The organism is Amaricoccus solimangrovi, from assembly GCF_006385685.1.
In the GTDB taxonomy this organism is placed as follows: Bacteria; Pseudomonadota; Alphaproteobacteria; order Rhodobacterales; family Rhodobacteraceae; genus Amaricoccus; species Amaricoccus solimangrovi.
On the sequence record NZ_VFRP01000010.1, the window covers coordinates 78,275 to 98,858 of the forward strand.

Below are 20,584 nucleotides of genomic sequence, written 5' to 3' on the forward strand. Positions count from 1 at the left end.
CGCCGCCGGGCTTCGCCCGTCGCCCCCCTCCGGCGGGGGGCGCCGCGTCGGGCGGAGCGCCCGTGGCGGTGTCGCGCCCGCGGCGCGCTGCCGATGTCGCGCCGGCGGCGCGCTGCCGATGTCGCGCCCGCGGCGCGCTCCGGATGCCACGCCCGTGGCCGGTGCCTCGGCTCCGGGCGGGCTTTCTCCCGGGGCCGCGGCGGGGTAGAACCGGGGTCATGACAGCGGTTTCCTCCACCTTCGCGGCCGATCTCGCCGCGCTCGCCTGGCAGGTCGAGGCCGGCGCCGACGAGGCGATCGGCGAGGCGCCGGTCAACCGGTTCGAGGCGGCGGAGCGTCCGGCGAAGCCGCCCCGGCCCGCGCCGCCGCCGGCCGAGGCGCGCGTGGCCACGCCCGAGAGCGAGGCGGAGGCGGCGGCGGAGGACGCGCGCGCGATCGCCGCCGGCTGCGCCGATCTCGCGGCGCTCCGCGCCGCGATCGCGGCCTACGAGGGCTGCCCGCTCAAGGCGGCGTCGAAATCGACCGTCTTCGCCGACGGGAACCCGGCGGCGCGGGTGATGATCGTGGGCGAGGCGCCGGGGCGGGACGAGGACATGGCGGGCCTGCCCTTCGTCGGGCGCTCCGGGCGGCTGCTCGACCGGATGTTCGCCACGATCGGCCTGTCGCGCCAGGCGGAGGAGCCGGGGCAGGCGCTCTACATCACCAACGTGCTGCCCTGGCGCCCGCCGGAGAACCGCGACCCGGCGGGGGCGGAATCGGCGATGATGATGCCCTTCCTGTTCCGCCACATCGAACTCGCGGCGCCGGAGGTGATCGTCGTGATGGGCAATCCGGCGGCGCGCACGGTGCTCGGCACCACGACCGGGATCACCCGGCTGCGCGGGCAATGGGCGGAGTGGCGGGGCAGGCCGGTGCTGCCGATGCTCCATCCCGCCTATCTGCTCCGGAACGGGATCGCGAAGCGGGAGGCCTGGGCGGATCTGCTCGCGCTCCGCGTCTGGCTGGACGGAAACGGGCATGGCTGAGGAACGGGACTTCCTGCCGGTCAACATCGCGGTGCTGACCGTCTCCGACACACGCGATCTCGCGAGCGACCGCTCGGGCGATACGCTGGTCCAGCGGATCGCGGAGGCGGGGCACAGGCTGGCCGACCGGCGCATCCTGCGTGACGAGGAGGCGGAGATCGCGGCGAGCCTGCGCGAATGGATCGCCGATCCGGGGGTCGACGTGGTGATCTCGACCGGCGGCACCGGGCTCACCGGGCGCGACGTGACGGTGGAGGCGCATCGCGCGGTCTACGAGAAGGAGATCACGGCCTTCGCGACGGTCTTCACGCTGGTCTCGTACCAGAAGATCGGCACCTCCGCGGTGCAGAGCCGGGCCTGCGCCGGAGTCGCGGGCGGAACCTATCTCTTCGCGCTGCCAGGCTCGCCCGGAGCGTGCCGCGATGCCTGGGACGAGATCCTGAAGGGCCAGCTCGACTACCGCCACCGGCCCTGCAACTTCGTCGAGATCCTGCCGCGGCTCGAGGAGCACCGGCGGCGGAAGTAGGATGATATGCATATGCATATTGCGCCGCGGGGCTTTTCAGGCGGCGATTATGCATATGCATATCGCGCGGGTCAGAGTCCCTCGACCCAGGCGCGGGTCCGGGACGAGGTCGCGATCGCCTCGACCAGCGTCATGATCCGGGCGCCGGCGCGGAAGTTGAAGGGCTCCGGCTGCTCGCCCGCGATGGCGCGGACGAAGCCCGCGACCTCGATCGCCTTCAGGTCGTTGAAACCGAGCTGGTGCCCGCCCGCGACGCAGAAGCGGCCATAGGGCGGATGCTCCGGTCCCGAGAGGATGGTCCGGAAGCCCCGGCGGCCCTCGGGATCGCCCGCGTTGAAGTAGCGCAGCTCGTTCAGCCGCTCCTGGGAGAAGGTGATCGCGCCCTTCGAGCCGTAGACCTCGAATTCGTGCTGCATCTCCTGGCCCGTGGCGATCCAGCTCGCCTCGAGGCTGCCCGAGGCGCCGCTCTCGAAACGCAGGAAGGCGCGGCCGATGTCATCGACCTCGATCCTGCGCGCGCCGCCCTGGCCGTCCGGGCGCTCGGCGATCGCGGTCACGTGGTCGCCCATCACCGCGGTGATCGGCCCGAGCAGGTATTCCGCCGTGGCGAGCGCGTGGCTGCCGATGTCGGCGAAGGCGCCGCCGCCGGCCGGATCGACGCGGAAGCCGCCGGAATTCGCGGCGTCGGCCATGTAGTCCTCGGCATGGACGCCGCGGTAGGAGCGGATCTCGCCGAGCTCGCCCGAGCGGATCATCTCGCGCGCGAGCAGCATGATCGGGTTGCAGAGGTAGTTGAAGCCGACCTGCGTTTTGACGCCCGCCTTCTCGGCCGCGTCCGCCATCTCGATGGCGTCGGCGGCGAGCGGGGCCAGCGGCTTCTCGCAATAGACGTGCTTGCCGGCCGCGATGGCGGCCAGCGCCATCTCCTTGTGGAGCGCGTTCGGGGTGGTGATGTCCACCACGTCGATCGCGGGATCGGCGATGATCGCGCGCCAGTCGCCGGTCGAGCTCTCGAAGCCGAAGGAGGCGGCGGCCTCGGCGGCGAGCGCGTCGGTCCGGTCGGCGACCGCGCGCAGGGTGAGCGCATAGGGCAGGTCGAACACACGGTCGGCGGCGGCGAAGCCGAAGGTATGGGTCTTGCCCATGAATCCGGTGCCGATCAGGCCGATCCTCAGTTCGCGTTTCGCGACTGCCATTCCTTGTCCTCCCCCTCCGTTCCGTGACCCGCGGCCATTGGGAACAAAAATTCTGTCAGTTGTATCATTTGGAATGCTTGTGCTGTCAATCCGGAATCCCTAATCATCGCGAAGCCGCGCCGCGCCCGCGAATCGACGCCGCGGCCATATCGACCGGGAGGGTCCGCAATGAAGGCGAAACTTGGAATCGCGCCGATCGCGTGGTGGAACGACGATCTGGCGGAGCTGAGCGACGACGTGTCGCTCGAGGAATGCCTGCGCCAGGCGCGCGAGGCGGGCTATACCGGCATGGAGACCGGGCGGCGCTTCCCGATGGATCCGAAGGAACTCGGGCCGATCCTCGCGAAATACGGGATCTCGGTCTGCGGCGGCTGGTTCTCGGGCCTGCTGCTCGACGGCGAGATCGCGGTGGAGAAGGACCGGATCGCGCCGCAGATGGAGCTCTTCAAGGCGATGGGGGCGCCCTGCATCGTCTATGGCGAGACCGCGCGCTCGATCCAGGGGGTGAAATCGGCGCCGCTCGCGACCAAGCCGAAGCTCTCCGAGGAGGAGATCCGGGTCTATGGCCGCAAGATGACCGAGTTCGGTGAATGGTGCGCCGAGCAGGGGATGCCGCTTTCCTACCATCACCACATGGCGGCGGCGATCGAGACCGAAGAGGAGCTCGACCTTTTCATGAAGCATTCGGGCGAGGGCATTCCGCTTCTCTACGACGCGGGCCACATGGCCTTCGCCGGCGGCGACGTGCTGCGCGTGATCGACAACCATCATGCGCGGATATCCCATGTTCACACCAAGGACGTGCGGATGGGCGTGATCGACGGGCTCGACCGGACGCGCGAGAGCTTCCTCGACGCGGTGGTGAAGGGCGCCTTCACCGTGCCGGGCGACGGCTCGCTCGATTTCGAGGCGATCGTGAGGAAGCTCGCCGGCCACGGCTACGAGGGCTGGTTCGTCGTCGAGGCGGAGCAGGATCCGAAGGTCTCGCCGCCGCTCGAGATGGCGAAGATCGGGCACCGGGAACTCCTGCGCGTCATGGACGCGGCGGGATACGAGGTGGAAGGCACCGTCGGGGCGTGAGGCCTCGGGCCGGGGGCGGACAGATGTCCGCCCTACGGCGTGTGGCAGATGTGGACGGTCGCGGCGAGCGGCATCGCGAAGGGCGGCGGACCGAAGGCCGCGGTGAGCGCGCGGGCGACGGCGGCGACGGCCTCGGCCGGATCGACCGCCGCCGCGCGGATCTCGGCGCTTACCGGGGAGCCGAGCACCAGCCCCCTGGCGAATCCCTCCGGATCGGCGACGCGCGCGGTCACCGCGACCTCGGCCGCGTCGATCCGGCACCAGCCGGCGGCGCGCAGGTCGAGGCTGATCCGGCGCGGATCGGCATAGGCGTGGGGCGTCGTCCAGCTCTCCGGCGGATGGCCGATCAGCGTCGCGATCGCATCCCCCGCGATCCTGGCATAGGGATTGGCGGCGATCGGCCCCCAGCAGTTGAAGAGATAGGTCCCGCCCGGACGCACCACCCGCGCCACCTCCTGGAAGGCATCGGTCTTGCGCGGGAAGAGCGCGACGCCGAACTGGCAGACGGCGAGGTCGAAGGCCGCGTCCGCGAAGGGCAGGGCGGCGCAATCGGCGAGTTCGAAATCCGCGCCGTCGCCCATGCTGGCGCGGGCGCGGGCGAGCATCGCCGCGTCGATGTCGGTCACCGTCAGCGCCGCGCCGGGCAGCCGCGCGCGGAGCGCCCGGGTCAGGACCCCGGTCCCCGCGGCGAGTTCGAGAATGCGCCGGGGGCCGAGTTCCGCGGCGCGCCAGGCGAGATCGGCGGCGAAGCCCTCGAGCAGCACCGGTCCCAGCCCCGCGTCGTAGAAATCGGCGTGGTGGTCGAGGGAGGAGTGAATGAGCACGGACATCCGGACCTCGCGAAAAGCCGCGGCCTGAGCGGAGAATAGCGCGAAACGGGCGCCCAGGCGACTCGCCGGAGCGGCGCCGGCCCAGATCGCTCGCATTTTCGGCATTGGGGCGAGACGTCCCCTCCCGGCCGCGTTACCATGCCCGAAAAGCCAAAGAGCGATTCGGAACATGAGGCAGTGGCAGTCGCGGAAGTTTCTTCCGTCCCTAATCCCTTGTGCGCTCCTGTTGATCCTCGGATCCTGCGGTGGCGGACACGAGACGCCGCGGCCCGAGGCGGCGCGCGCCGCGCTGGGCGGCGCGCCGCTGTTCGACGATACCGATCCGCATGACTGGGTCGGGACCGCGCCCTGGCACTACGCGGTGCATGGCGTCGACGTCTCCCGCTACCAGGGCGAGATCGACTGGCACCGCGTGCGGAGCGCCGACATCTCCTTCGCCTATATCAAGGCGACCGAGGGCGGCGACGTGGTGGACGGGATGTTCGAGACCAACTGGTCCCGCGCCCGCGCCGCCGGCGTGCCGCGCGGCGCCTATCACTACTACTATTTCTGCCGGAGCCCGGAGGAGCAGGCGCGCTGGTTCGCCGCCCATGTGCCGGTCGACCCCTCCGCCCTGCCGCCGGTGCTCGACATCGAATGGACGCACCAGTCGAAGACCTGCCGCTTCCGGCCGGAGCCGGAGGAGGCGCGGGAGATGATCTATCGCTTCCTGAAGGCGCTGACGTTGCGCTATCACAAGCGGCCGGTGATCTATTCGACGGTGGATTTCTACGCCGACAACGAGCTCTGGAAGGTGACGGGGTTCAATTTCTGGCTTCGCTCCGTCGCCGGGCATCCCTCGGTCACCTATCCGGCGCAGGACTGGATCTTCTGGCAGTACACCGGGACCGGGGTCGTGCCGGGGATCGCCGGACGCTCGGATCTCAACGCCTTCGTGGGATCGCGCGCGGAATTCGCGACCTGGGCGGCGCGGTAGCGGGGCGGGGGGAGGCGGCGGGGGCGGCGGACCGAGGTCCGCCCTACGGTGGCGCGGGGGGGCGGACGGATGTCCGCCCTAGCGGCGGATCCAGCCGCCGCCGAGCACGCGGCTGCCCTCGGGCGCGTAGAAGACGCAGGCCTGGCCCGGCGCCACGCCCTCCTCGGGGTCGAGCAGGTCGACGCGGGCGCGGTCCGGCCCGAGCGGATGGAGGCGCGCGGGTTTCGGCGGCCGGGTCGAGCGCACCCTGACCGCGACCTCCCAGCCCTCCTCCGGCGCCGCCTCGAAGGGCGCGTCGCCAAGCCAGTTGATCTCGGCGAGCGGGAAGGAGCGGCTCGCCAGCGCCGCGCGCGGTCCGACGATCACGCGCCGGCCCCCGGCGTCGAGCCGGATCACGAACAGGGGCTCGCCGCCCGAGGGACCGCCGCCGATGCCGAGGCCGCGGCGCTGGCCCACGGTGTAGTGGATCACCCCCTCGTGGCGGCCGAGCACGCGGCCGTCGAGATAGACGATCTCGCCCGGCTCCGCCGCGCCGGGGCGGAGCTTCTCGATGACCGCCGCGTAGGAGCCGTTCGGCACGAAGCAGATGTCCTGGCTGTCGGGCTTGTCCGCGACCGCGAGGCCGAAGCGCGCCGCGAGCGCGCGCGTCTCGGCCTTCGAGCCGAGATGCCCGAGCGGGAAGCGCAGGAAGTCGAGCTGTTCGGGCGTGGTCGAGAACAGGAAATAGCTCTGGTCGCGTGACGGATCGGCGGCGCGGTGGAGTTCCGGCCCGGCCGGACCCTCGAGGCGGCGGATGTAATGGCCGGTCGCCATGCAGTCGGCGTCGAGGTCGCGCGCGGTCCCGAGCAGGTCGCGGAACTTCACTCGCTCGTTGCAGCGGATGCAGGGGACCGGGGTCGCGCCGGCGAGATAGGATTCGGCGAATTCCTCGATCACGCTTTCCCGGAAGCGGTTCTCGTAATCGAGCACGTAATGCGGAAATCCCAGCGTTTCCGCGACGCGGCGCGCGTCGTGGATGTCGCGCCCCGCGCAGCAGGCGCCCTTCCGCGCCAGCGCGGCGCCGTGGTCGTAGAGTTGCAGCGTGACGCCCACCACGTCGTAGCCCTCGGCGTGGAGCATGGCCGCGACGACGGAACTGTCGACGCCGCCCGACATGGCGACGACGACCCGCGTGTCGGCGGGGGCGCCGGGCAATCCGAGACTGTTCAGACCCGTCCGGGCCGTCTTGTCGAGCATGGGAGCGTTCCTCTGGATGACCCGCAATATAGTAAAAGCCTAAACAATGACAAGGGCTTGCTTCATGGGCACTTAAGAGTTGAAGGCGCAAGTATTCGCTCGGGTGAAACGTGGGTAACGGAGTGGAACATGTATATTCGCCGGGAGAAGGGGCCAGTCTTCGTGGTATTGCCGGACGGGAGCAAGATGACGCGTTCGGATCTGCCGCCGAGCAACACGCAGCGTTGGGTGGCGCGGCGCAAGGCGACGGTGGTTTCCGCCGTCGATCACGGGCTGCTCGGCGCCGAGGAAGCCTGCGAGATGTATCGGCTGTCGGCGGAGGAGCTCGAACTCTGGCGCGAGGCCGTGCACCGGCACGGGGCGGCCGCGTTGCGCGTCACGGCGCTTCAGCGATATAGACAACTATAGGTTGCGATGATAGCGTTCGGCTATCGTAATCAGTCGTTAACCCTGTGACGGTCTAGTCGGGGGCGAGTTATGGGGACCCGTCCCCGGGAAAACGGAGAGCAGCCAATGCGTATCCTGCTTGTCGAGGACGATGCGACCACGTCGAAGAGCATCGAACTGATGCTGCGCAACGCGAATCTGAACGTCTACGCGACCGATCTCGGGGAAGAAGGCATCGATCTCGCCAAGCTCTATGACTACGACCTGATCCTGCTCGACCTGAACCTGCCCGACATGACCGGGCACGAGGTGCTGCGCCAGCTCCGGATCGCGAAGGTGGAGACGCCGATCCTGATCCTGAGCGGGACCGACGACACCGAATCGAAGCTCAAGGGCTTCGGCTTCGGCGCCGACGACTACATGACGAAGCCGTTCCACCGGCAGGAGCTGATCGCGCGGATCCACGCGATCGTGCGCCGCTCGAAGGGCCACGCGCAATCGGTGATCACGACGGGCAAGTTCACCGTCAATCTCGATGCGAAGACGGTCGAGGTGGACGGGCGGACGGTGCATCTGACCGGCAAGGAATACCAGATGCTGGAGCTCCTCTCGCTCCGCAAGGGGACGACGCTCACCAAGGAGATGTTCCTCAACCATCTCTACGGCGGGATGGACGAGCCGGAGCTGAAGATTATCGACGTCTTCATCTGCAAGCTCCGCAAGAAGCTCTCCGAGGCGACGGGGGGCGAGAACTACATCGAGACGGTCTGGGGCCGGGGCTATGTGCTGCGCGATCCGAACAGCGCGGAGGCGCGGCGGAAGCTCGCGATGGGGGCGTGAGCGCGACGGCGCGCGCGCCCCGCCGCGGACGGAGGTCCGCCCGAAGATAGGACGGCCGCCCCGGAGGCGGCCGTTTCGTTTCCGGGGCGGTTGAGCGGCCGGGGCGAAGCGGATATTCCGGCGGGACCATCCCGCGGAGTGCGCGCCAATGACCGATCCCCGCCCCCTCGCTGAACTGAGCCTCGACGAGGCGGCGGAGGAGCTGAGGGCGCTCGCCGACCGGCTGAACGCGGCGAACCGCGAGTACCACCAGGAGGACGCGCCGAAGCTCTCGGACGCGGAATACGACGCGCTGAAGCGGCGCAACGCGGAGATCGAGGCGCTCTATCCCGAATTGCGCCGGGCCGATTCGCCCTCGGAACAGGTAGGCGCGGCGCCGGCCGAGGGCTTCGCCAAGGTGCGCCACGTCGTGCCGATGCTGAGCCTCGAGAACGCCTTCGAGGATGCCGAGCTCGTCGAGTTCGACGCGCGCGTCCGCCGCTTCCTCGGCCTCTCGGCGGAGGAGCCGCTGGCCTTCACCGCCGAGCCGAAGATCGACGGGCTGTCGCTGTCGCTGCGCTACGAGAAGGGCGTGCTGGTCCAGGCCGCGACGCGGGGCGACGGCGAGACCGGCGAGAACGTCACCGCGAATGCGCGCACGATTCCCGATATCCCCGAGCAGCTCGACGGCGCGCCGGAGGTGCTGGAGGTCCGGGGCGAGGCCTATATGAGCCACGCCGATTTCGCGGCGCTCAACGCGCGGCAGGCGGAGACGGGCGGCAAGACCTTCGCCAATCCGCGCAACGCCGCCGCCGGCTCGCTGCGCCAGCTCGACGCGCGGATCACCGCGGGCCGGCCGCTGCGGTACTTCGCCTATGCCTGGGGCGCGCTCTCCGAACCGCTCGGCGCGACGCAGACCGAGGCCATCGCCCGGCTCACGGCGCTCGGCTTCCAGGTCAATCCATTGATGCGCCGCTGCGAGCATATCGAGGAGATGCTGGCGCAGTACCGCGCGATCGAGGAGCGGCGGGCGACGCTCGGCTACGACATCGACGGCGTGGTCTACAAGCTCGACCGGCTCGACCTGCAGGCCCGGCTCGGCTTCCGCTCCACCACGCCGCGCTGGGCGCTGGCGCACAAGTTCCCGGCGCAGGTGGCGAGCACGCGGGTCGAGGGGATCGACATCCAGGTCGGCCGCACCGGCGCGCTCTCGCCCGTCGCGCGGCTCACCCCGGTCACGGTCGGGGGCGTCGTCGTCTCGAACGCGACGCTGCACAACGAGGATTATATCAAGGGCCTCGATTCGAAGGGCCAGGAGATCCGGGGCGGGCGCGACATCCGCGTCGGCGACTGGGTCCGCGTCTACCGCGCGGGCGACGTGATCCCGAAGGTCGAGGACGTGGACCTGTCGCGGCGGCCCGCGGACAGCGTGCCCTACGAGTTCCCCCACACCTGCCCGATCTGCGGCTCCGATGCGATCCGCGAGGAGGGGGAGGCGGTGCGCCGCTGTACCGGCGGGCTGATCTGCCCGGCCCAGGCGGTGGAGAAGCTCCGGCATTTCGTGAGCCGGAACGCCTTCGACATCGAGGGGCTGGGTTCCAGGCAGGTGGAGGCGCTGTTCGCGGATGGCTGGATCCGGGAGCCGGCGGATATCTTCAAGCTCCGCGAACGCTACGGGCCGGGCCGGCCGCTGCAGCTCAGGAACCGCGAGGGATGGGGTGCGAAATCGGCGGAGAACGTGCTGGCCGCGATCGACGAGCGCCGGGCGATTCCGTTGAACCGGCTGATCTTCGGCCTCGGCATCCGGCATGTCGGCGAGACGGGTGCGATGCTGCTCGCGCGCCACTACGGCTCCTGGGACCGGTTCCGCGACGCGATGGAGGCGGCGCGGACGCATGAGGGGCCGGAATGGGAGGAGCTGAACGCGATCGACGGGGTGGGCCCGGTCTTCGCGGCGGCGCTGGTCGACTATTTCCACGAACCCGCCGCGCGGGCCGCCGTCGACCGTCTGGTGGCGGAGCTCGCCATCCAGGACGTCGAGGCGCCGCGCACGGAAGGTTCCCCGGTCGCGGGCAAGACGGTGGTCTTCACCGGCACGCTCGAGAAGATGACGCGGGCCGAGGCGAAGGCGCGGGCCGAGGCGCTGGGCGCGAAGGTCGCGGGCTCGGTCTCGGCGAAGACCGATATCGTCGTCGTCGGCCCCGGCGCCGGATCGAAGGAGAAGAAGGCGCGCGACCTCGGGCTCGAGGTGCTCGACGAGGAGCAATGGCTGAGCCTGATCGGGGCGTGAGCGCGCGATGAGCCGCCCCGAGATCCTGTTCCCGCTCTTCGGCGAGATGACCGGCTTGGCCGGCGTCGGACCGAAGGGAGCGAAGCTCTTCGAGAAGCTCGGGGTCGAGAAGCCCGCCGATCTGCTGATGACGCTGCCCGCGGGCGTGGTGGACCGCCGGCTCCGCGCCACGGTGCGGGACGCGGCCCTGCCCGAGGTGGTGACGGTCGAGGTCGAGATCGGCGCGCATCATCCGGCGGCGCGCAAGGGCCGGCCCTACCGGATCGAGGTGCGCGATTCCGCGACGAGCTTCCATCTCGTCTTCTTCCATCCGCGCGCCGAGTGGCTGCGCGACACCTTCCCGACCGGGCAGCGGCGGATCGTCTCCGGGCGGGTCGAACTCTTCGACGGGATCGCGCAGATGGCGCATCCCGATCATGTGCTGCGGCCCGGCCCGGATGCGAGTCTGCCCGCGTTCGAGCCGGTCTATCCGCTGACTCAGGGGCTGACGACGCGGGCGGTGGGCCGGGCGGTGGCGGAGGCGCTGCGCCTCGCGCCCGAGCTGCCCGAATGGATCGAGCCGAGCCTGATGCGCCGTCGCGGCTGGCCGTCCTGGCGCGCGGCGCTGGTGAGCGCCCATGCGCCGGAGGGGGCGGGGGATCTCTCGCCCGACACGCCGGCGCGGGCGCGGCTCGCCTATGACGAATTCCTCGCGCATCAGCTGACGCTGGCGCTCGCCCGCGCGCATGCGCGCCGGCCGAAGGGCTACGAGACGAAGGGCGACGGGCGGCTCAGGGCGGCGGTGCTCATGAGGCTGCCCTATCGTCCGACCGGGGCGCAGGAGCGGGCGGTGGCGGAGATCGCCGCGGACATGGCGGCGCCGATCCGGATGAACCGGCTGCTGCAGGGCGACGTCGGCGCGGGCAAGACGCTGGTCGCCTTCCTCGCGATGCTGGCGGCTGTCGAATCGGGCGGGCAGGCGGCGATGATGGCGCCGACCGAGATCCTCGCGCGCCAGCACCTCGCCGCGCTCGCGCCCTTCGCCGCGTCGGCGGGGGTGCGCGTCGAATTGCTGACCGGGCGGGACAAGGGGGGCGAGCGGGCGGGCAAGCTCGCGGCGCTCGTGGAGGGGCGGGTCGACGTGCTGGTGGGCACGCATGCGCTCTTTCAGGGCGACGTGGCGTTCAACGATCTGCGCCTCGCCGTGGTGGACGAGCAGCACCGCTTCGGCGTACGGCAGCGGATGGAGCTCGGCGCCAAGGGGCGCGGGGTGGACATCCTCGTGATGACCGCGACGCCGATCCCGCGCAGCCTCGCGCTCGCGCAATACGGCGACATGGACGTGTCGGTGCTCGACGAGAAGCCACCGGGGCGCCGGCCGGTCAGGACCGCGCTCGTCTCCGCCGGGCGGACCGACGAGGTGATCGACCATCTGCGCGCCGCGCTCGCGGCGGGGCGCCAGGCCTACTGGGTCTGCCCGCTGGTCGAGGAATCGGAGACAGCCGAGATGGTCGCGGCTGAGGAAAGGCACCGCGCGCTCGCCCTCGCGCTGGGCGGGACGGTGGGGCTGGTCCACGGCCAGATGCCGCCCGCGCGCAAGGACGAGGCGATGGCCGATTTCGTCGCCGGGCGCACGCGGCTTCTCGTCGCGACCACGGTGATCGAGGTCGGCGTCGACGTGCCCGACGCCTCGATCATGGTGATCGAGGGCGCGCAGCATTTCGGCCTCGCGCAGCTGCACCAGCTGCGCGGGCGCGTGGGGCGCGGCGGGACCGAATCGACCTGCATCCTGCTCTACGATCCTCCGCTCGGCGAGGCGGCGCGGGCGCGGCTCGAGATCATGCGCGCGACCGAGGACGGTTTCGCGATCGCGGAGGAGGATCTGCGGCTCAGGGGCGCGGGCGATCTGATCGGGACCGCGCAATCGGGCCTGCCGCGGTTCCGGATCGCGGATCTCGAGACCCAGGCCGGGCTGATGCGGATCGCGCAGGACGACGCGCGGATGCTGCTGGCGGGGGATCCCGGCCTGGTCTCGGAGCGGGGGCGGGCGGCGCGGGTGCTGCTGCACCTGATGGAGCGGGACAAGGCGATCCGGCTTCTCGGGGTGGGCTGACGCTCGTGTTCCCTTAATGTTCCAGATTTTCTTGACTCGCGGACGAGAATCGGGAACATTAAGGGAACAAAGCAGCCACCCGGAGAACAGACGATGATTTCCGAGATTGCCCGCCTGCTGAACGCCGCCCCCCGCAAGATCGCCTTCGAGGCGCTGGGCCTGACCGGGCTCTGCGCGGCCATCTTCGCGCTCTTCTGCCTGCCGGCGCTGACCTGATCCGATTGCCCGCGGTGCCTGGCGCGGATTGCCTCTCCGCGCCCCTGTCGACCTGCCTTGGACACCGCCACCTGGCCGTGCCTCCCCCCGGAGGCGCGGCCCCTTTGCGTGGCGGGTCGCTCAGCGGTGCAGGCTGCGCGACAGGGCGACCTGGATCGCGGGGAAGAAGGCGAGGATGAAGGCGCCGATCAGGCCGAGGGCGCCCGGCGGTCCGGAATAGGAGCGCAGCACGGAGACGAACCGGTCGCCCGCCAGGACCGAGAGAAGCATCTCCGCGAGGATGAGCAGGACGAAGGTCAGCGCCCCCATGGCGGCCGCGTGCGGCAGGCGGCGGCGCATCCCGAAGAGCCGGATCAGCGCCCGCGATGCCATCCAGGCGATCAGGAGCACGACCGGCAGTTCCAGGATGGCGGTCAGCGCATGGCCCAGCATCGGCGCCAGCAGGTAGACGCGAAGCAGGTTGCCGGCGAGGCGGGTCAGGAAGAGGATCGCGAAATAGACGAGAGCCGCCGCGAAGGTCGCCGCCATGATCCCGGTCCGGCTCAGGCCGCGCGCGCGGCTTGATCCATCGCCTCGAGCGTGGCCTCGATCGCGAGCATGATCGAATCGTGCCGGTTGCGGTAGTCGCGCGCGGGCACCAGCACCTCGTATCCGTCGAAGGGCGCGCCGGGCACCGGGCCGCCGTCGCGCAGCATCGCGCGAAGCTGGTCGCGCAGGCGCTGGATCGCCGCGCGGTCGCAGCCGATCACGTGCTCGGCGAGCAGCGCGGCCGAGGCCTGGCCCAGCGCGCAGGCGCGCACGTCCTGGCCGAAATCCGCGATCCGCCCCTCCGCGTCGAGGTCGAGGTCGACGGTCACGGTCGAACCGCAGAGCGGCGCGCGCCGGCGCACGGAGAAGCCCGGCGCGGCGAGCCGTTCCGCGCGGGGAATGTCGCTCGCGAGCGCGAGGATGCGCTGCGAGTAGAGCTTGATCAGATCCTGTTCGGCCATGAGTCGCCCCGGCTTTGCATTCGGCCCCACTGGCCCCTAGATAGGCCGGAAACGCGGCGCGGAAAAGGGGAGGCGGGGTCGATGGCCGAGCAGGAGGCGGGGAACCGGCGGGAAGGCGCGCGCTTCGAGATCGCGAGCCTGCGGTTCGACGCGCGGGGGCTCATCCCCGCCATCGCGCAGGCGCGGAGCGGTGAAGTGCTGATGATGGCCTGGATGAACGCGGAGAGCCTCGGCGAGACGCTCGCCACCGGGCAGGTCACCTACTGGTCCCGCTCGCGCTCCGAACTCTGGCGCAAGGGCGCGACCTCGGGCCATGTCCAGCGCCTCGTCGAGTTGCGCGTCGATTGCGACCGCGACTGCCTGCTGCTGATCGTCGACCAGATCGGCCCCGCCTGCCACACCAACCGCCCGAGCTGCTTCTACACCGCCGTGCGCGACGGCGCGGAAGTCGTGCTGACCGAGCCCGCGTAGGGCGGACATCTGTCCGCCTCGATCCCGCGCGCGCCGAACGGGGCGGACGGATGTCCGCCCTGCGCGGGGCGGGGGCGGGGGGCGGCGGACAGATGTCCGCCCTACGGCGCCGGGGAGGGGGCGAGGCCGACGAGGCGCCGGATGTCTTCCGGCGTCGCGCCGGCGGCGCGGAGCGTGGCGAGGGCGCGGGCGTCGTCGCGCTTGGCGAGCCGCCCGCCGCTTTCGTCGCGGATCAGCCGGTGGTGGTGCCAGAGCGGGACCGGCAGGCCGAGCAGTGCCTGGAGCAGCCGGTGCAGCGGCGTCGCCTCCCGGAGATCGGCGCCGCGCACGACATGGCTGATGCCCTGCGCCGCGTCGTCCACCACCACCGCGAGGTGATAGGCCACGCCGATGTCGCGGCGCCCCAGCACCACGTCGCCGAGGTTGGCGCGCATCGCCTCCGGATCGAGCGCGTGGGTGCCGGAAAGGAGCGGCCCGGTCTCGGTGAAGGCCACGCCCGGCCCCGCCGTCTCGAGCGCGGCGGCGAGGTCGAGGCGGATCGCATCCTCCGGCCGCCGCGCCGCCATCGGCCGGCCGCGGCAGGTACCGGGATAGACCGCCGGGCCCGGCGCCCCTTCCTGCGGCGCCGAGAGCGCGGCGCGGATCTCCGCCCGGGTGCAGGAGCAGGGATAGGTGAGTCCCATCGCCCCGAGCCGGTCGAGCGCGGCGGCGTAGCGCGGCCGGTGCTCCGATTGCCGGAGCACCGGCTCCGGCCAGTCGAGCCCGAGCCAGCGCAGGTCCGCGAGGATCGCCGCCTCGTATTCGGGGCGCGAGCGCGTCGTGTCGATATCCTCGATCCGGAGCAGGAATTCGCCCCCCGCCGCCCGCGCGAGATCCCGGGCGGTCAGCGCCGAGAAGGCATGGCCGAGATGGAGCCGCCCGGTGGGCGAGGGTGCGAAGCGGGTCCGCATCAGCGGCGGCGGAGCACGTAGATATCGGCCTTCAGATCCGCGCCGGGCAGGAAGCGGCCGTATTCGCGGAAGGCGATCTCGACGAAGCCGCAATCGACATTCTCGCGGATCCGGCCGACGTAATCGATTTCGTTCCGGGCGAGATCGCTGATCGAGAAGACGAAGAGCCCGCCGGGCGGGATCAGCCGCAGGCCCTGGTCGATGACCGAGGCGGGCGCCCAGCCGGGGGCGAGCACGCCGACCGCCGCGGCGTTCATATAGGTGCCGGGCTCCACCGGTGGATCGCCCTGCCAGTCCCAGGCGAGCAGTTGGCGGTAGATCCCGCCCGGCCGCGCCCGCGCGATGGCGCGCATGTCCGGGTCGGGTTCGAGCCCGTCGATCGCGGTGAAGCCGAGGCTTCGCAGCGCGACGCCGACGAGGCCGGTGCCGGCGCCGAACTCGATCAGCGGCGCGTCATGCGCCGCGCCCGCGCCCGCGAGCGCGGCGGCGGCGCGGGTCGGCCCCTCGTAGCCCGCCTCGGCCATCACGCGGTCGTAGTCGGCGGCGGGCGGATGCAGGATGTCAGGCGGATCGGCGCGCTTCTTGGTCATCGGATGGCCCCCGGTTTTCCCAGGGGGAAACGCTAGACCGCCGCGGCGCTCGCTGTCGAGAGGGCGAGCCAGCCGGTGAAGTCGGCCTTGGCCCGGTCGGTATAGCCCTTGTAGCGTTCCCGCCGGCCGCGGCGGCCGCCCCGGACCGCGTCGAGCGGCGGGAAGAGGCCGAAATTCACGTTCATCGGCTGGAAGGTCTTCGCATCCGCCCCGCCGGTGATGTGGCGCACGAGCGAGCCCATGGCCGTCGTCTCCGGCGGCGGGGGCAGGTCGCGGCCGAGCCGCTCCGCCGCGGCGATCCGCCCGGCGAGCAGGCCCATCGCCGCGCTCTCGACATAGCCCTCGACGCCGGTGATCTGGCCCGCGAAGCGCAGCCGGGGCTCCGCGCGAAGCCGCAGCCGGTCGTCGAGCAGGCGGGGCGAATTGAGGAAGGTGTTGCGGTGGATGCCGCCGAGCCGGGCGAAGGCGGCGTTACCGAGCCCCGGGATCATGCGCAGGACTTCCGTCTGCGCGCCGTATTTCATCTTGGTCTGGAAGCCGACGATGTTGAAGAGCGTGCCGAGCGCGTTGTCGCGGCGCAGCTGGACCACCGCGTAGGGCTTCTTCTCCGGCGCGTGCGGATTGGTGAGGCCCACCGGCTTCATCGGCCCGAAGCGGAGCGTGTCGCGGCCGCGCGCGGCCATCACCTCGATCGGCAGGCAGCCGTCGAAATAGGGCGTGTCGGTCTCGCCCTCGCGGAACTCGGCCCTGTCGGCGGCCAGCAGCGCGTCGATGAAGGCCTCGTACTGGTCGCGGTCCATCGGGCAGTTGAGATAGGCCGTGCGCTCCGCCTCGGTCTCGCCCTTGTCGTAGCGCGACTGGAACCAGGCCTTGGAGAGGTCGATCGAGTCGAAATGGACGATGGGCGCGATCGCGTCGAAGAAGGTGAGGGCGCGCTCGTCGGTCAGGCCCCGGATCGCCTCGGCGAGCGCGGGGGAGGTGAGCGGGCCGGTCGCGACGATGACGCTCGACCAGTCGGCGGGCGGCAGGGCCGCGATCTCGCCGCGCTCGATCCGGATCAGCGGATGGGCTTCCAGCTTCGCCGTCACGGCGGCGGAGAACGGGTCGCGGTCGACCGCGAGCGCGCCGCCGGCCGGCAGCGCATGGGCGTCGGCCATCGCCATGACGAGCCCGCCGCCCGCGCGCATCTCCCAGTGCAGCAGGCCCACGGCGTTGTTCTCGTCATCGTCGGAGCGGAAGGAGTTGGAGCAGACCATCTCAGCGAGCCCGTCGGTGCGATGGGCGAAGGTGCCCGTGACGGGCCGCATCTCGTGCAGGATCACCGGGACGCCGGCCTCGGCCGCCTGCCAGGCGGCCTCGGAGCCGGCCATGCCGCCGCCGATGACGTGAATGGGTTCGATCGCGCTCATGGCGCCCGCTTCTAGGGGCGAATCACCCTGAAGGGAAGGGTGGCGGGGGCTGGCCCCCGCCGGGGTCTCAGGCCCGCGCCGCGCGCGAGCGGCCGAGGAAGGCGTCGACCGAGAAGGCGCCGGCGCCGGCGGCGATCAGCGCGAGGAAGCCGCCCGCGATGGTGATGTTCTTCTGGAAGTTGATCATCTGGCCCATCTGCTCCATGCCCGTCAGGCCCTGCGCGGGGACGTAGTGGAAGAGGTAACCGGTCACGACGCAGAAGACGGCGAGGGCGAGGGCGGCCCAGCGGGTCTGGAAGCCGACGAGCACCGCGAGCCCCCCCAGCGCCTCGATCGCGATCGCGGGGAAGACCATGAAGCCCGGGATCCCGCCCGAGGCGGTATAGGCCATCGAACCCTGGATGTCGCCGAGCTTGCCGAAGCCGGCCGTTATGAACATGTAGGACAGCAGGATCCGCGCCAGAAGGAGCAGCGGAGCGTTCAGGTTCTTCATCGGGAAGCCTCTCGGGTCACGGCGCGGAACTGCGCTTGGGCGCAGAGATAGCAGCCGCGCCGCGCCCGACATAGCCGGGCGGGCGGACAGGCTATGTTTCCCTCGCGGACATAATCGGGGAGAAGGCGGGCGCATTCATGCCGGGACGCGGGTTCCGCCGTCCCGGCAATGGCCTGCCCGCGGGACGCGGCGCTATTCCTCGCCGCTCCCGGCGCCGCCCTCGACATCCTCGCCGTTCTCCGCCACCAACGCCACGGAGACCACCCGCTCGCCGCCCTGGGTGTTGAACACCCGCACCCCGCCCGCGCCGCGCGAGCGGAAGGAGATGCCGGCGATCGGAACGCGGATCGACTGGCCGGCGTCGGTGGCGAGCATGATCTGGTCGGCGGGATCCACCGCGAAGAGCGTGACGAGCGGCCCGCCGCGCAGCGCGCGGTCCATCGCCGCGACGCCCTGGCCGCCGCGGCCGCGCACCGGATAGTCGTGGCTCGACGAGAGCTTGCCGTAGCCCTTCTCGGTCACGGTCAGCAGCAGATCCTCCGCCTCGGACATCGCGACGTAGCGCGCCTGGCCGAGCTCGAAATTGCCGCCGGCGGTCTCCTCGCCCTCGTCGGTCTCGACCTCCTCCTCGGCGACGCCCGCCACCGCGCGGCGCATCTTGAGATAGGCGGCGCGTTCGTCCGGGGTGGCCTCGAAATGGCGGATGATCGCCATCGACACGACCTCGTCGCCGGGCGCGAGCCGGATGCCGCGCACGCCGGTCGAATCGCGGCCCTTGAAGACGCGCACGTCCGGGACCGGGAAGCGGATCGCCCGGCCGCCCTTGGTCGTCAGCATCACGTCGTCGTTCTCGTCGCAGATGCGCGCGTTGATGAGCCGCGTGCCCTCGGGCAGCTTCATCGCGATCTTGCCGTTCTTCATGATCTTGGTGAAGTCGTCGAGCGCGTTGCGGCGCACGTCGCCGTCGGAGGTCGCGAACATCACCTGAAGGCTCGCCCAGTCCTCCTCCGGCACGTCGACCGGCATGATCGCGGCGATCGAGGTGCCCTGGTCGATCGGCAGGATGTTGACGATCGCCTTGCCCCGCGCGTTGCGCGCGGCGGCCGGCAGGCGCCAGGTCTTGAGCTGGTAGACGATTCCATCCGTCGTGAAGAAGAGCAGCGCGGTATGGGTGTTGGCGACGAAGAGCGTGGTGACGAAATCCTCGTCCTTCGTGGCCATGCCCTGCGTGCCCCGGCCGCCCCGGCGCTGGGCGCGGTACTCGGTCAGGGGCGTACGCTTGATGTAGCCGCCGGAGGTCACGGTCACGACCATGTCCTCGCGCTCGATCAGGTCCTCGTCCTCGAGATCGGTGTCATGCTCGACGAGTTCGGAGCGGCGCGGCACGGCGAACTGGGCGCGGACCTCGCGCAGTTCGTCCGAGATGATCCCGAGGATGCGGGCGCGCGAGGCGAGGATCGCGAGATAGTCCTTGATCCTGCCCGCGAGTTCCTCGAGCTCGTCCGTCACTTCCTTCACGCCAAGCGCGGTCAGGCGCTGGAGCCGCAGGTCGAGGATCGCGCGCGCCTGCGTCTCGGAGAGGTTGTAGGTCCCGTCCTCGTTCATCCTGTGGCTGGGATCGTCGATCAGCCGGATGTAGGGCGCGATCTCCTCGGCGGGCCAGCGGCGCGTCATCAGGCGTTCGCGCGCCTCGGCCGGGTCGGCGGAGGAGCGGATCGTCGCCACCACCTCGTCGACGTTCGAGACCGCGACGGCGAGGCCGCAGAGGATATGCGCCCGCTCGCGCGCGCGGCGCAGCTCGAAGGCGGTGCGACGCGCGACCACTTCCTCGCGGAAGGCGAGGAAGGCGGTCAGGAACTTGCGCAGGTCGAGCTGCTCCGGCCGCCCGCCGTTCAGCGCCAGCATGTTGCAGCCGAAGGAGGTCTGCATCGGCGTGAAGCGGAAGAGCTGGTTCAGCACCACCTCGGGCGTCGCGTCGCGCCTCAGTTCGACGACCACGCGCACGCCGAAGCGGTCGCTCTCGTCCTGCACATGGGCGATCCCCTCGATCTTGCGGTCGCGGGCGAGTTCCGCGATGCGCTCGATCATCGTGGCCTTGTTGACCTGGTAGGGGATCTCGGTCGCGACGATCGCGAAACGGTCCTTGCGGATCTCCTCGATCTTCGTGCGCGCGCGCAGGATCACCGAGCCCCGGCCCTCGTGATAGGCCTTCCGCGCGCCGGCCCGGCCGAGGATGATGCCCCCGGTCGGGAAATCGGGCGCCGGGATGTAGTCCATGATCTCGGCGACCGTGAGATCGGGGTTCTCGATCAGCGCGAGCGTCGCGTCGATCACCTCGCCGAGGTTGTGCGGCGGGATGTTGGTCGCCATGCCGACCGCGATGCCGCCCGCGCCGTTGACGAGCATGTTCGGGAACCGCGCCGGCAGCACCGACGGCTCCATGTCCTTGCCGTCGTAATTCGGCTGGAAGTCGACCGTGTCCTTCTCGATATCCGCCATCAGGAAATCGGCGGGCTTGTCGAGCCTTACCTCGGTGTAGCGCATCGCCGCCGGCGCGTCGCCGTCCATCGAGCCGAAGTTGCCCTGCCCGTCGAGCAGCGGCAGCGACATCGAGAACGGCTGCGCCATCCTGACCAGCGCGTCGTAGATCGCGCTGTCGCCGTGCGGGTGGTACTTGCCCATCACGTCGCCGACCGGTCGGGCCGACTTGCGATAGGCCTTGTCATGCGTGTTGCCGGTCTCGTTCATCGCGAAGAGGATGCGGCGGTGTACCGGCTTCAGCCCGTCGCGCAGATCCGGGATCGCGCGGCTGACGATCACGCTCATCGCATAGTCGAGATAGGCGGTGCGCATCTCCGACTCGATCGCGATGGCGGGTCCGCCATGGGACGGGCGCGGAGCCTCCGGCTCCTGGTCGGGAGTCTCGTCGTCGGGAGTGTCGGTCAAGGGAAGGCGATCCTGTTCCGGGGCGCGCAAGCGTCTGATAAGGGGTTATAGGCGGGCGGACAG

At 70.7% G+C, this 20,584-nt stretch carries 20 protein-coding genes; 10 read left to right on the plus strand and 10 right to left on the minus strand.

The features are described 5' to 3' along the window. Positions 1-218: 218 nt before the first annotated feature. Together FJM51_RS11795 and moaB are read left to right on the plus strand one after the other, a co-directional pair. A complete protein-coding gene (locus FJM51_RS11795; RefSeq protein ID WP_140454347.1) occupies positions 219-1,025 on the plus strand; it encodes a uracil-DNA glycosylase in 807 nt (268 codons plus the stop codon). Further along, complete coding sequence (moaB, locus tag FJM51_RS11800) at positions 1,018-1,551, plus strand: molybdenum cofactor biosynthesis protein B (RefSeq protein WP_140454348.1); 534 nt, start codon at positions 1,018-1,020, stop codon at positions 1,549-1,551. The genes FJM51_RS11795 and moaB overlap by 8 nt, the downstream gene beginning before the upstream one ends. A 71-nt stretch (positions 1,552-1,622) precedes the next feature. Here moaB and FJM51_RS11805 read toward each other — a convergent pair whose 3' ends face one another. Then, on the minus strand, positions 1,623-2,747 hold the full coding sequence (locus FJM51_RS11805; protein WP_140454349.1) for a Gfo/Idh/MocA family protein: 1,125 nt from the start codon (positions 2,745-2,747) through the stop codon (positions 1,623-1,625). 168 nt (positions 2,748-2,915) lie between these two features. Between FJM51_RS11805 and iolE the strand changes: the two genes are divergently transcribed. Continuing rightward, the gene (gene iolE / locus FJM51_RS11810; protein WP_140454350.1) at positions 2,916-3,827 is read left to right on the plus strand and encodes a myo-inosose-2 dehydratase; all 912 of its coding nucleotides are present in this window, start codon (positions 2,916-2,918) and stop codon (positions 3,825-3,827) included. A 32-nt stretch (positions 3,828-3,859) separates the two neighbouring features. Here iolE and FJM51_RS11815 read toward each other — a convergent pair whose 3' ends face one another. Continuing rightward, positions 3,860-4,657, minus strand: a complete 798-nt coding sequence (locus tag FJM51_RS11815; protein ID WP_181164536.1) for a class I SAM-dependent methyltransferase — start codon at positions 4,655-4,657, stop codon at positions 3,860-3,862. 169 nt (positions 4,658-4,826) lie between these two features. On the opposite strand from FJM51_RS11815, the gene FJM51_RS11820 reads away from it, so the two are divergent. After that, positions 4,827-5,633: a glycoside hydrolase family 25 protein gene (locus FJM51_RS11820; protein WP_140454352.1), complete on the plus strand. Its 807-nt coding sequence runs from the start codon at positions 4,827-4,829 to the stop codon at positions 5,631-5,633. A 78-nt stretch (positions 5,634-5,711) separates the two neighbouring features. Here FJM51_RS11820 and mnmA read toward each other — a convergent pair whose 3' ends face one another. Then, entirely contained in the window at positions 5,712-6,869 is a 1,158-nt protein-coding gene (gene mnmA, locus FJM51_RS11825; protein WP_140454353.1) for a tRNA 2-thiouridine(34) synthase MnmA, read from the minus strand. A 129-nt stretch (positions 6,870-6,998) separates the two neighbouring features. Here mnmA and sciP point away from each other — a divergent pair, with 129 nt between their 5' ends. The 5 genes from sciP to FJM51_RS24715 all read left to right on the plus strand — a co-directional run bounded on the left by sciP (position 6,999) and on the right by FJM51_RS24715 (position 12,673). Beyond that, positions 6,999-7,277 (plus strand): CtrA inhibitor SciP, encoded by a 279-nt coding sequence (sciP, locus tag FJM51_RS11830; protein ID WP_140454354.1) that lies wholly within the window; start codon positions 6,999-7,001, stop codon positions 7,275-7,277. Between the two features lie 105 nt (positions 7,278-7,382). Further along, positions 7,383-8,096 (plus strand): response regulator transcription factor CtrA, encoded by a 714-nt coding sequence (ctrA, locus tag FJM51_RS11835; protein WP_140454355.1) that lies wholly within the window; start codon positions 7,383-7,385, stop codon positions 8,094-8,096. Positions 8,097-8,244: 148 nt separating this feature from the next. Then, positions 8,245-10,365 (plus strand): NAD-dependent DNA ligase LigA, encoded by a 2,121-nt coding sequence (gene ligA, locus FJM51_RS11840; protein WP_140454356.1) that lies wholly within the window; start codon positions 8,245-8,247, stop codon positions 10,363-10,365. A 7-nt stretch (positions 10,366-10,372) separates the two neighbouring features. Then, positions 10,373-12,457: an ATP-dependent DNA helicase RecG gene (gene recG, locus FJM51_RS11845; RefSeq protein WP_140454357.1), complete on the plus strand. Its 2,085-nt coding sequence runs from the start codon at positions 10,373-10,375 to the stop codon at positions 12,455-12,457. Between the two features lie 93 nt (positions 12,458-12,550). Further along, entirely contained in the window at positions 12,551-12,673 is a 123-nt protein-coding gene (locus tag FJM51_RS24715; RefSeq protein ID WP_267901410.1) for a hypothetical protein, read from the plus strand. A 120-nt stretch (positions 12,674-12,793) separates the two neighbouring features. Here the strand turns inward: FJM51_RS24715 and FJM51_RS11850 are convergent, their stop codons facing one another. After that, the gene (locus FJM51_RS11850) at positions 12,794-13,201 is read right to left on the minus strand and encodes a hypothetical protein (protein ID WP_140454358.1); all 408 of its coding nucleotides are present in this window, start codon (positions 13,199-13,201) and stop codon (positions 12,794-12,796) included. A gap of 14 nt (positions 13,202-13,215) precedes the next feature. Beyond that, positions 13,216-13,662, minus strand: a complete 447-nt coding sequence (locus FJM51_RS11855; protein ID WP_140454359.1) for an iron-sulfur cluster assembly scaffold protein — start codon at positions 13,660-13,662, stop codon at positions 13,216-13,218. 81 nt (positions 13,663-13,743) lie between these two features. Between FJM51_RS11855 and hisI the strand changes: the two genes are divergently transcribed. Next, the gene (hisI, locus tag FJM51_RS11860) at positions 13,744-14,133 is read left to right on the plus strand and encodes a phosphoribosyl-AMP cyclohydrolase (protein WP_140454360.1); all 390 of its coding nucleotides are present in this window, start codon (positions 13,744-13,746) and stop codon (positions 14,131-14,133) included. A 101-nt stretch (positions 14,134-14,234) separates the two neighbouring features. On the opposite strand, the gene gluQRS is transcribed toward hisI, so the two are convergent. The 5 genes from gluQRS to gyrA form a co-directional block, all read right to left on the minus strand. Continuing rightward, the gene (gluQRS, locus tag FJM51_RS11865) at positions 14,235-15,083 is read right to left on the minus strand and encodes a tRNA glutamyl-Q(34) synthetase GluQRS (protein WP_140454361.1); all 849 of its coding nucleotides are present in this window, start codon (positions 15,081-15,083) and stop codon (positions 14,235-14,237) included. Then, positions 15,083-15,673, minus strand: coding sequence for a class I SAM-dependent methyltransferase (locus tag FJM51_RS11870; protein WP_140454362.1), 591 nt, complete (start codon positions 15,671-15,673; stop codon positions 15,083-15,085). Before FJM51_RS11870 ends, gluQRS begins: the two co-directional genes overlap by 1 nt. 32 nt (positions 15,674-15,705) lie before the next feature. Next, the gene (trmFO, locus tag FJM51_RS11875) at positions 15,706-17,082 is read right to left on the minus strand and encodes a methylenetetrahydrofolate--tRNA-(uracil(54)-C(5))-methyltransferase (FADH(2)-oxidizing) TrmFO (protein WP_140454363.1); all 1,377 of its coding nucleotides are present in this window, start codon (positions 17,080-17,082) and stop codon (positions 15,706-15,708) included. A 67-nt stretch (positions 17,083-17,149) separates the two neighbouring features. Next, positions 17,150-17,575 carry a DoxX family protein gene (locus FJM51_RS11880; RefSeq protein ID WP_140454364.1) on the minus strand — a complete coding sequence of 142 codons (426 nt, stop codon included), beginning with the start codon at positions 17,573-17,575 and terminating at the stop codon, positions 17,150-17,152. A gap of 192 nt (positions 17,576-17,767) precedes the next feature. After that, complete coding sequence (gene gyrA, locus FJM51_RS11885; protein ID WP_140454365.1) at positions 17,768-20,521, minus strand: DNA gyrase subunit A; 2,754 nt, start codon at positions 20,519-20,521, stop codon at positions 17,768-17,770. Positions 20,522-20,584: the final 63 nt, after the last annotated feature.

Excerpts from the sequence above, each read along its gene's own strand:
- FJM51_RS11795 (WP_140454347.1), top strand. The coding sequence starts at position 219 with ATGACAGCGGTTTCCTCCACCTTCGCGGCCGATCTCGCCGCGCTCGCC.
- FJM51_RS11855 (WP_140454359.1), bottom strand. The coding sequence starts at position 13,662 with ATGGCCGAACAGGATCTGATCAAGCTCTACTCGCAGCGCATCCTCGCG.
- FJM51_RS11815 (WP_181164536.1), bottom strand. The coding sequence starts at position 4,657 with ATGTCCGTGCTCATTCACTCCTCCCTCGACCACCACGCCGATTTCTAC.
- FJM51_RS11850 (WP_140454358.1), bottom strand. The coding sequence starts at position 13,201 with ATGGCGGCGACCTTCGCGGCGGCTCTCGTCTATTTCGCGATCCTCTTC.
- ligA (WP_140454356.1), top strand. The coding sequence starts at position 8,245 with ATGACCGATCCCCGCCCCCTCGCTGAACTGAGCCTCGACGAGGCGGCG.
- FJM51_RS24715 (WP_267901410.1), top strand. The coding sequence starts at position 12,551 with ATGATTTCCGAGATTGCCCGCCTGCTGAACGCCGCCCCCCGCAAGATC.
- ctrA (WP_140454355.1), top strand. The coding sequence starts at position 7,383 with ATGCGTATCCTGCTTGTCGAGGACGATGCGACCACGTCGAAGAGCATC.
- iolE (WP_140454350.1), top strand. The coding sequence starts at position 2,916 with ATGAAGGCGAAACTTGGAATCGCGCCGATCGCGTGGTGGAACGACGAT.
- FJM51_RS11820 (WP_140454352.1), top strand. The coding sequence starts at position 4,827 with ATGAGGCAGTGGCAGTCGCGGAAGTTTCTTCCGTCCCTAATCCCTTGT.
- FJM51_RS11870 (WP_140454362.1), bottom strand. The coding sequence starts at position 15,673 with ATGACCAAGAAGCGCGCCGATCCGCCTGACATCCTGCATCCGCCCGCC.
- FJM51_RS11880 (WP_140454364.1), bottom strand. The coding sequence starts at position 17,575 with ATGAAGAACCTGAACGCTCCGCTGCTCCTTCTGGCGCGGATCCTGCTG.
- gluQRS (WP_140454361.1), bottom strand. The coding sequence starts at position 15,083 with ATGCGGACCCGCTTCGCACCCTCGCCCACCGGGCGGCTCCATCTCGGC.
- hisI (WP_140454360.1), top strand. The coding sequence starts at position 13,744 with ATGGCCGAGCAGGAGGCGGGGAACCGGCGGGAAGGCGCGCGCTTCGAG.
- mnmA (WP_140454353.1), bottom strand. The coding sequence starts at position 6,869 with ATGCTCGACAAGACGGCCCGGACGGGTCTGAACAGTCTCGGATTGCCC.
- FJM51_RS11805 (WP_140454349.1), bottom strand. The coding sequence starts at position 2,747 with ATGGCAGTCGCGAAACGCGAACTGAGGATCGGCCTGATCGGCACCGGA.
- recG (WP_140454357.1), top strand. The coding sequence starts at position 10,373 with ATGAGCCGCCCCGAGATCCTGTTCCCGCTCTTCGGCGAGATGACCGGC.
- sciP (WP_140454354.1), top strand. The coding sequence starts at position 6,999 with ATGTATATTCGCCGGGAGAAGGGGCCAGTCTTCGTGGTATTGCCGGAC.
- moaB (WP_140454348.1), top strand. The coding sequence starts at position 1,018 with ATGGCTGAGGAACGGGACTTCCTGCCGGTCAACATCGCGGTGCTGACC.
- trmFO (WP_140454363.1), bottom strand. The coding sequence starts at position 17,082 with ATGAGCGCGATCGAACCCATTCACGTCATCGGCGGCGGCATGGCCGGC.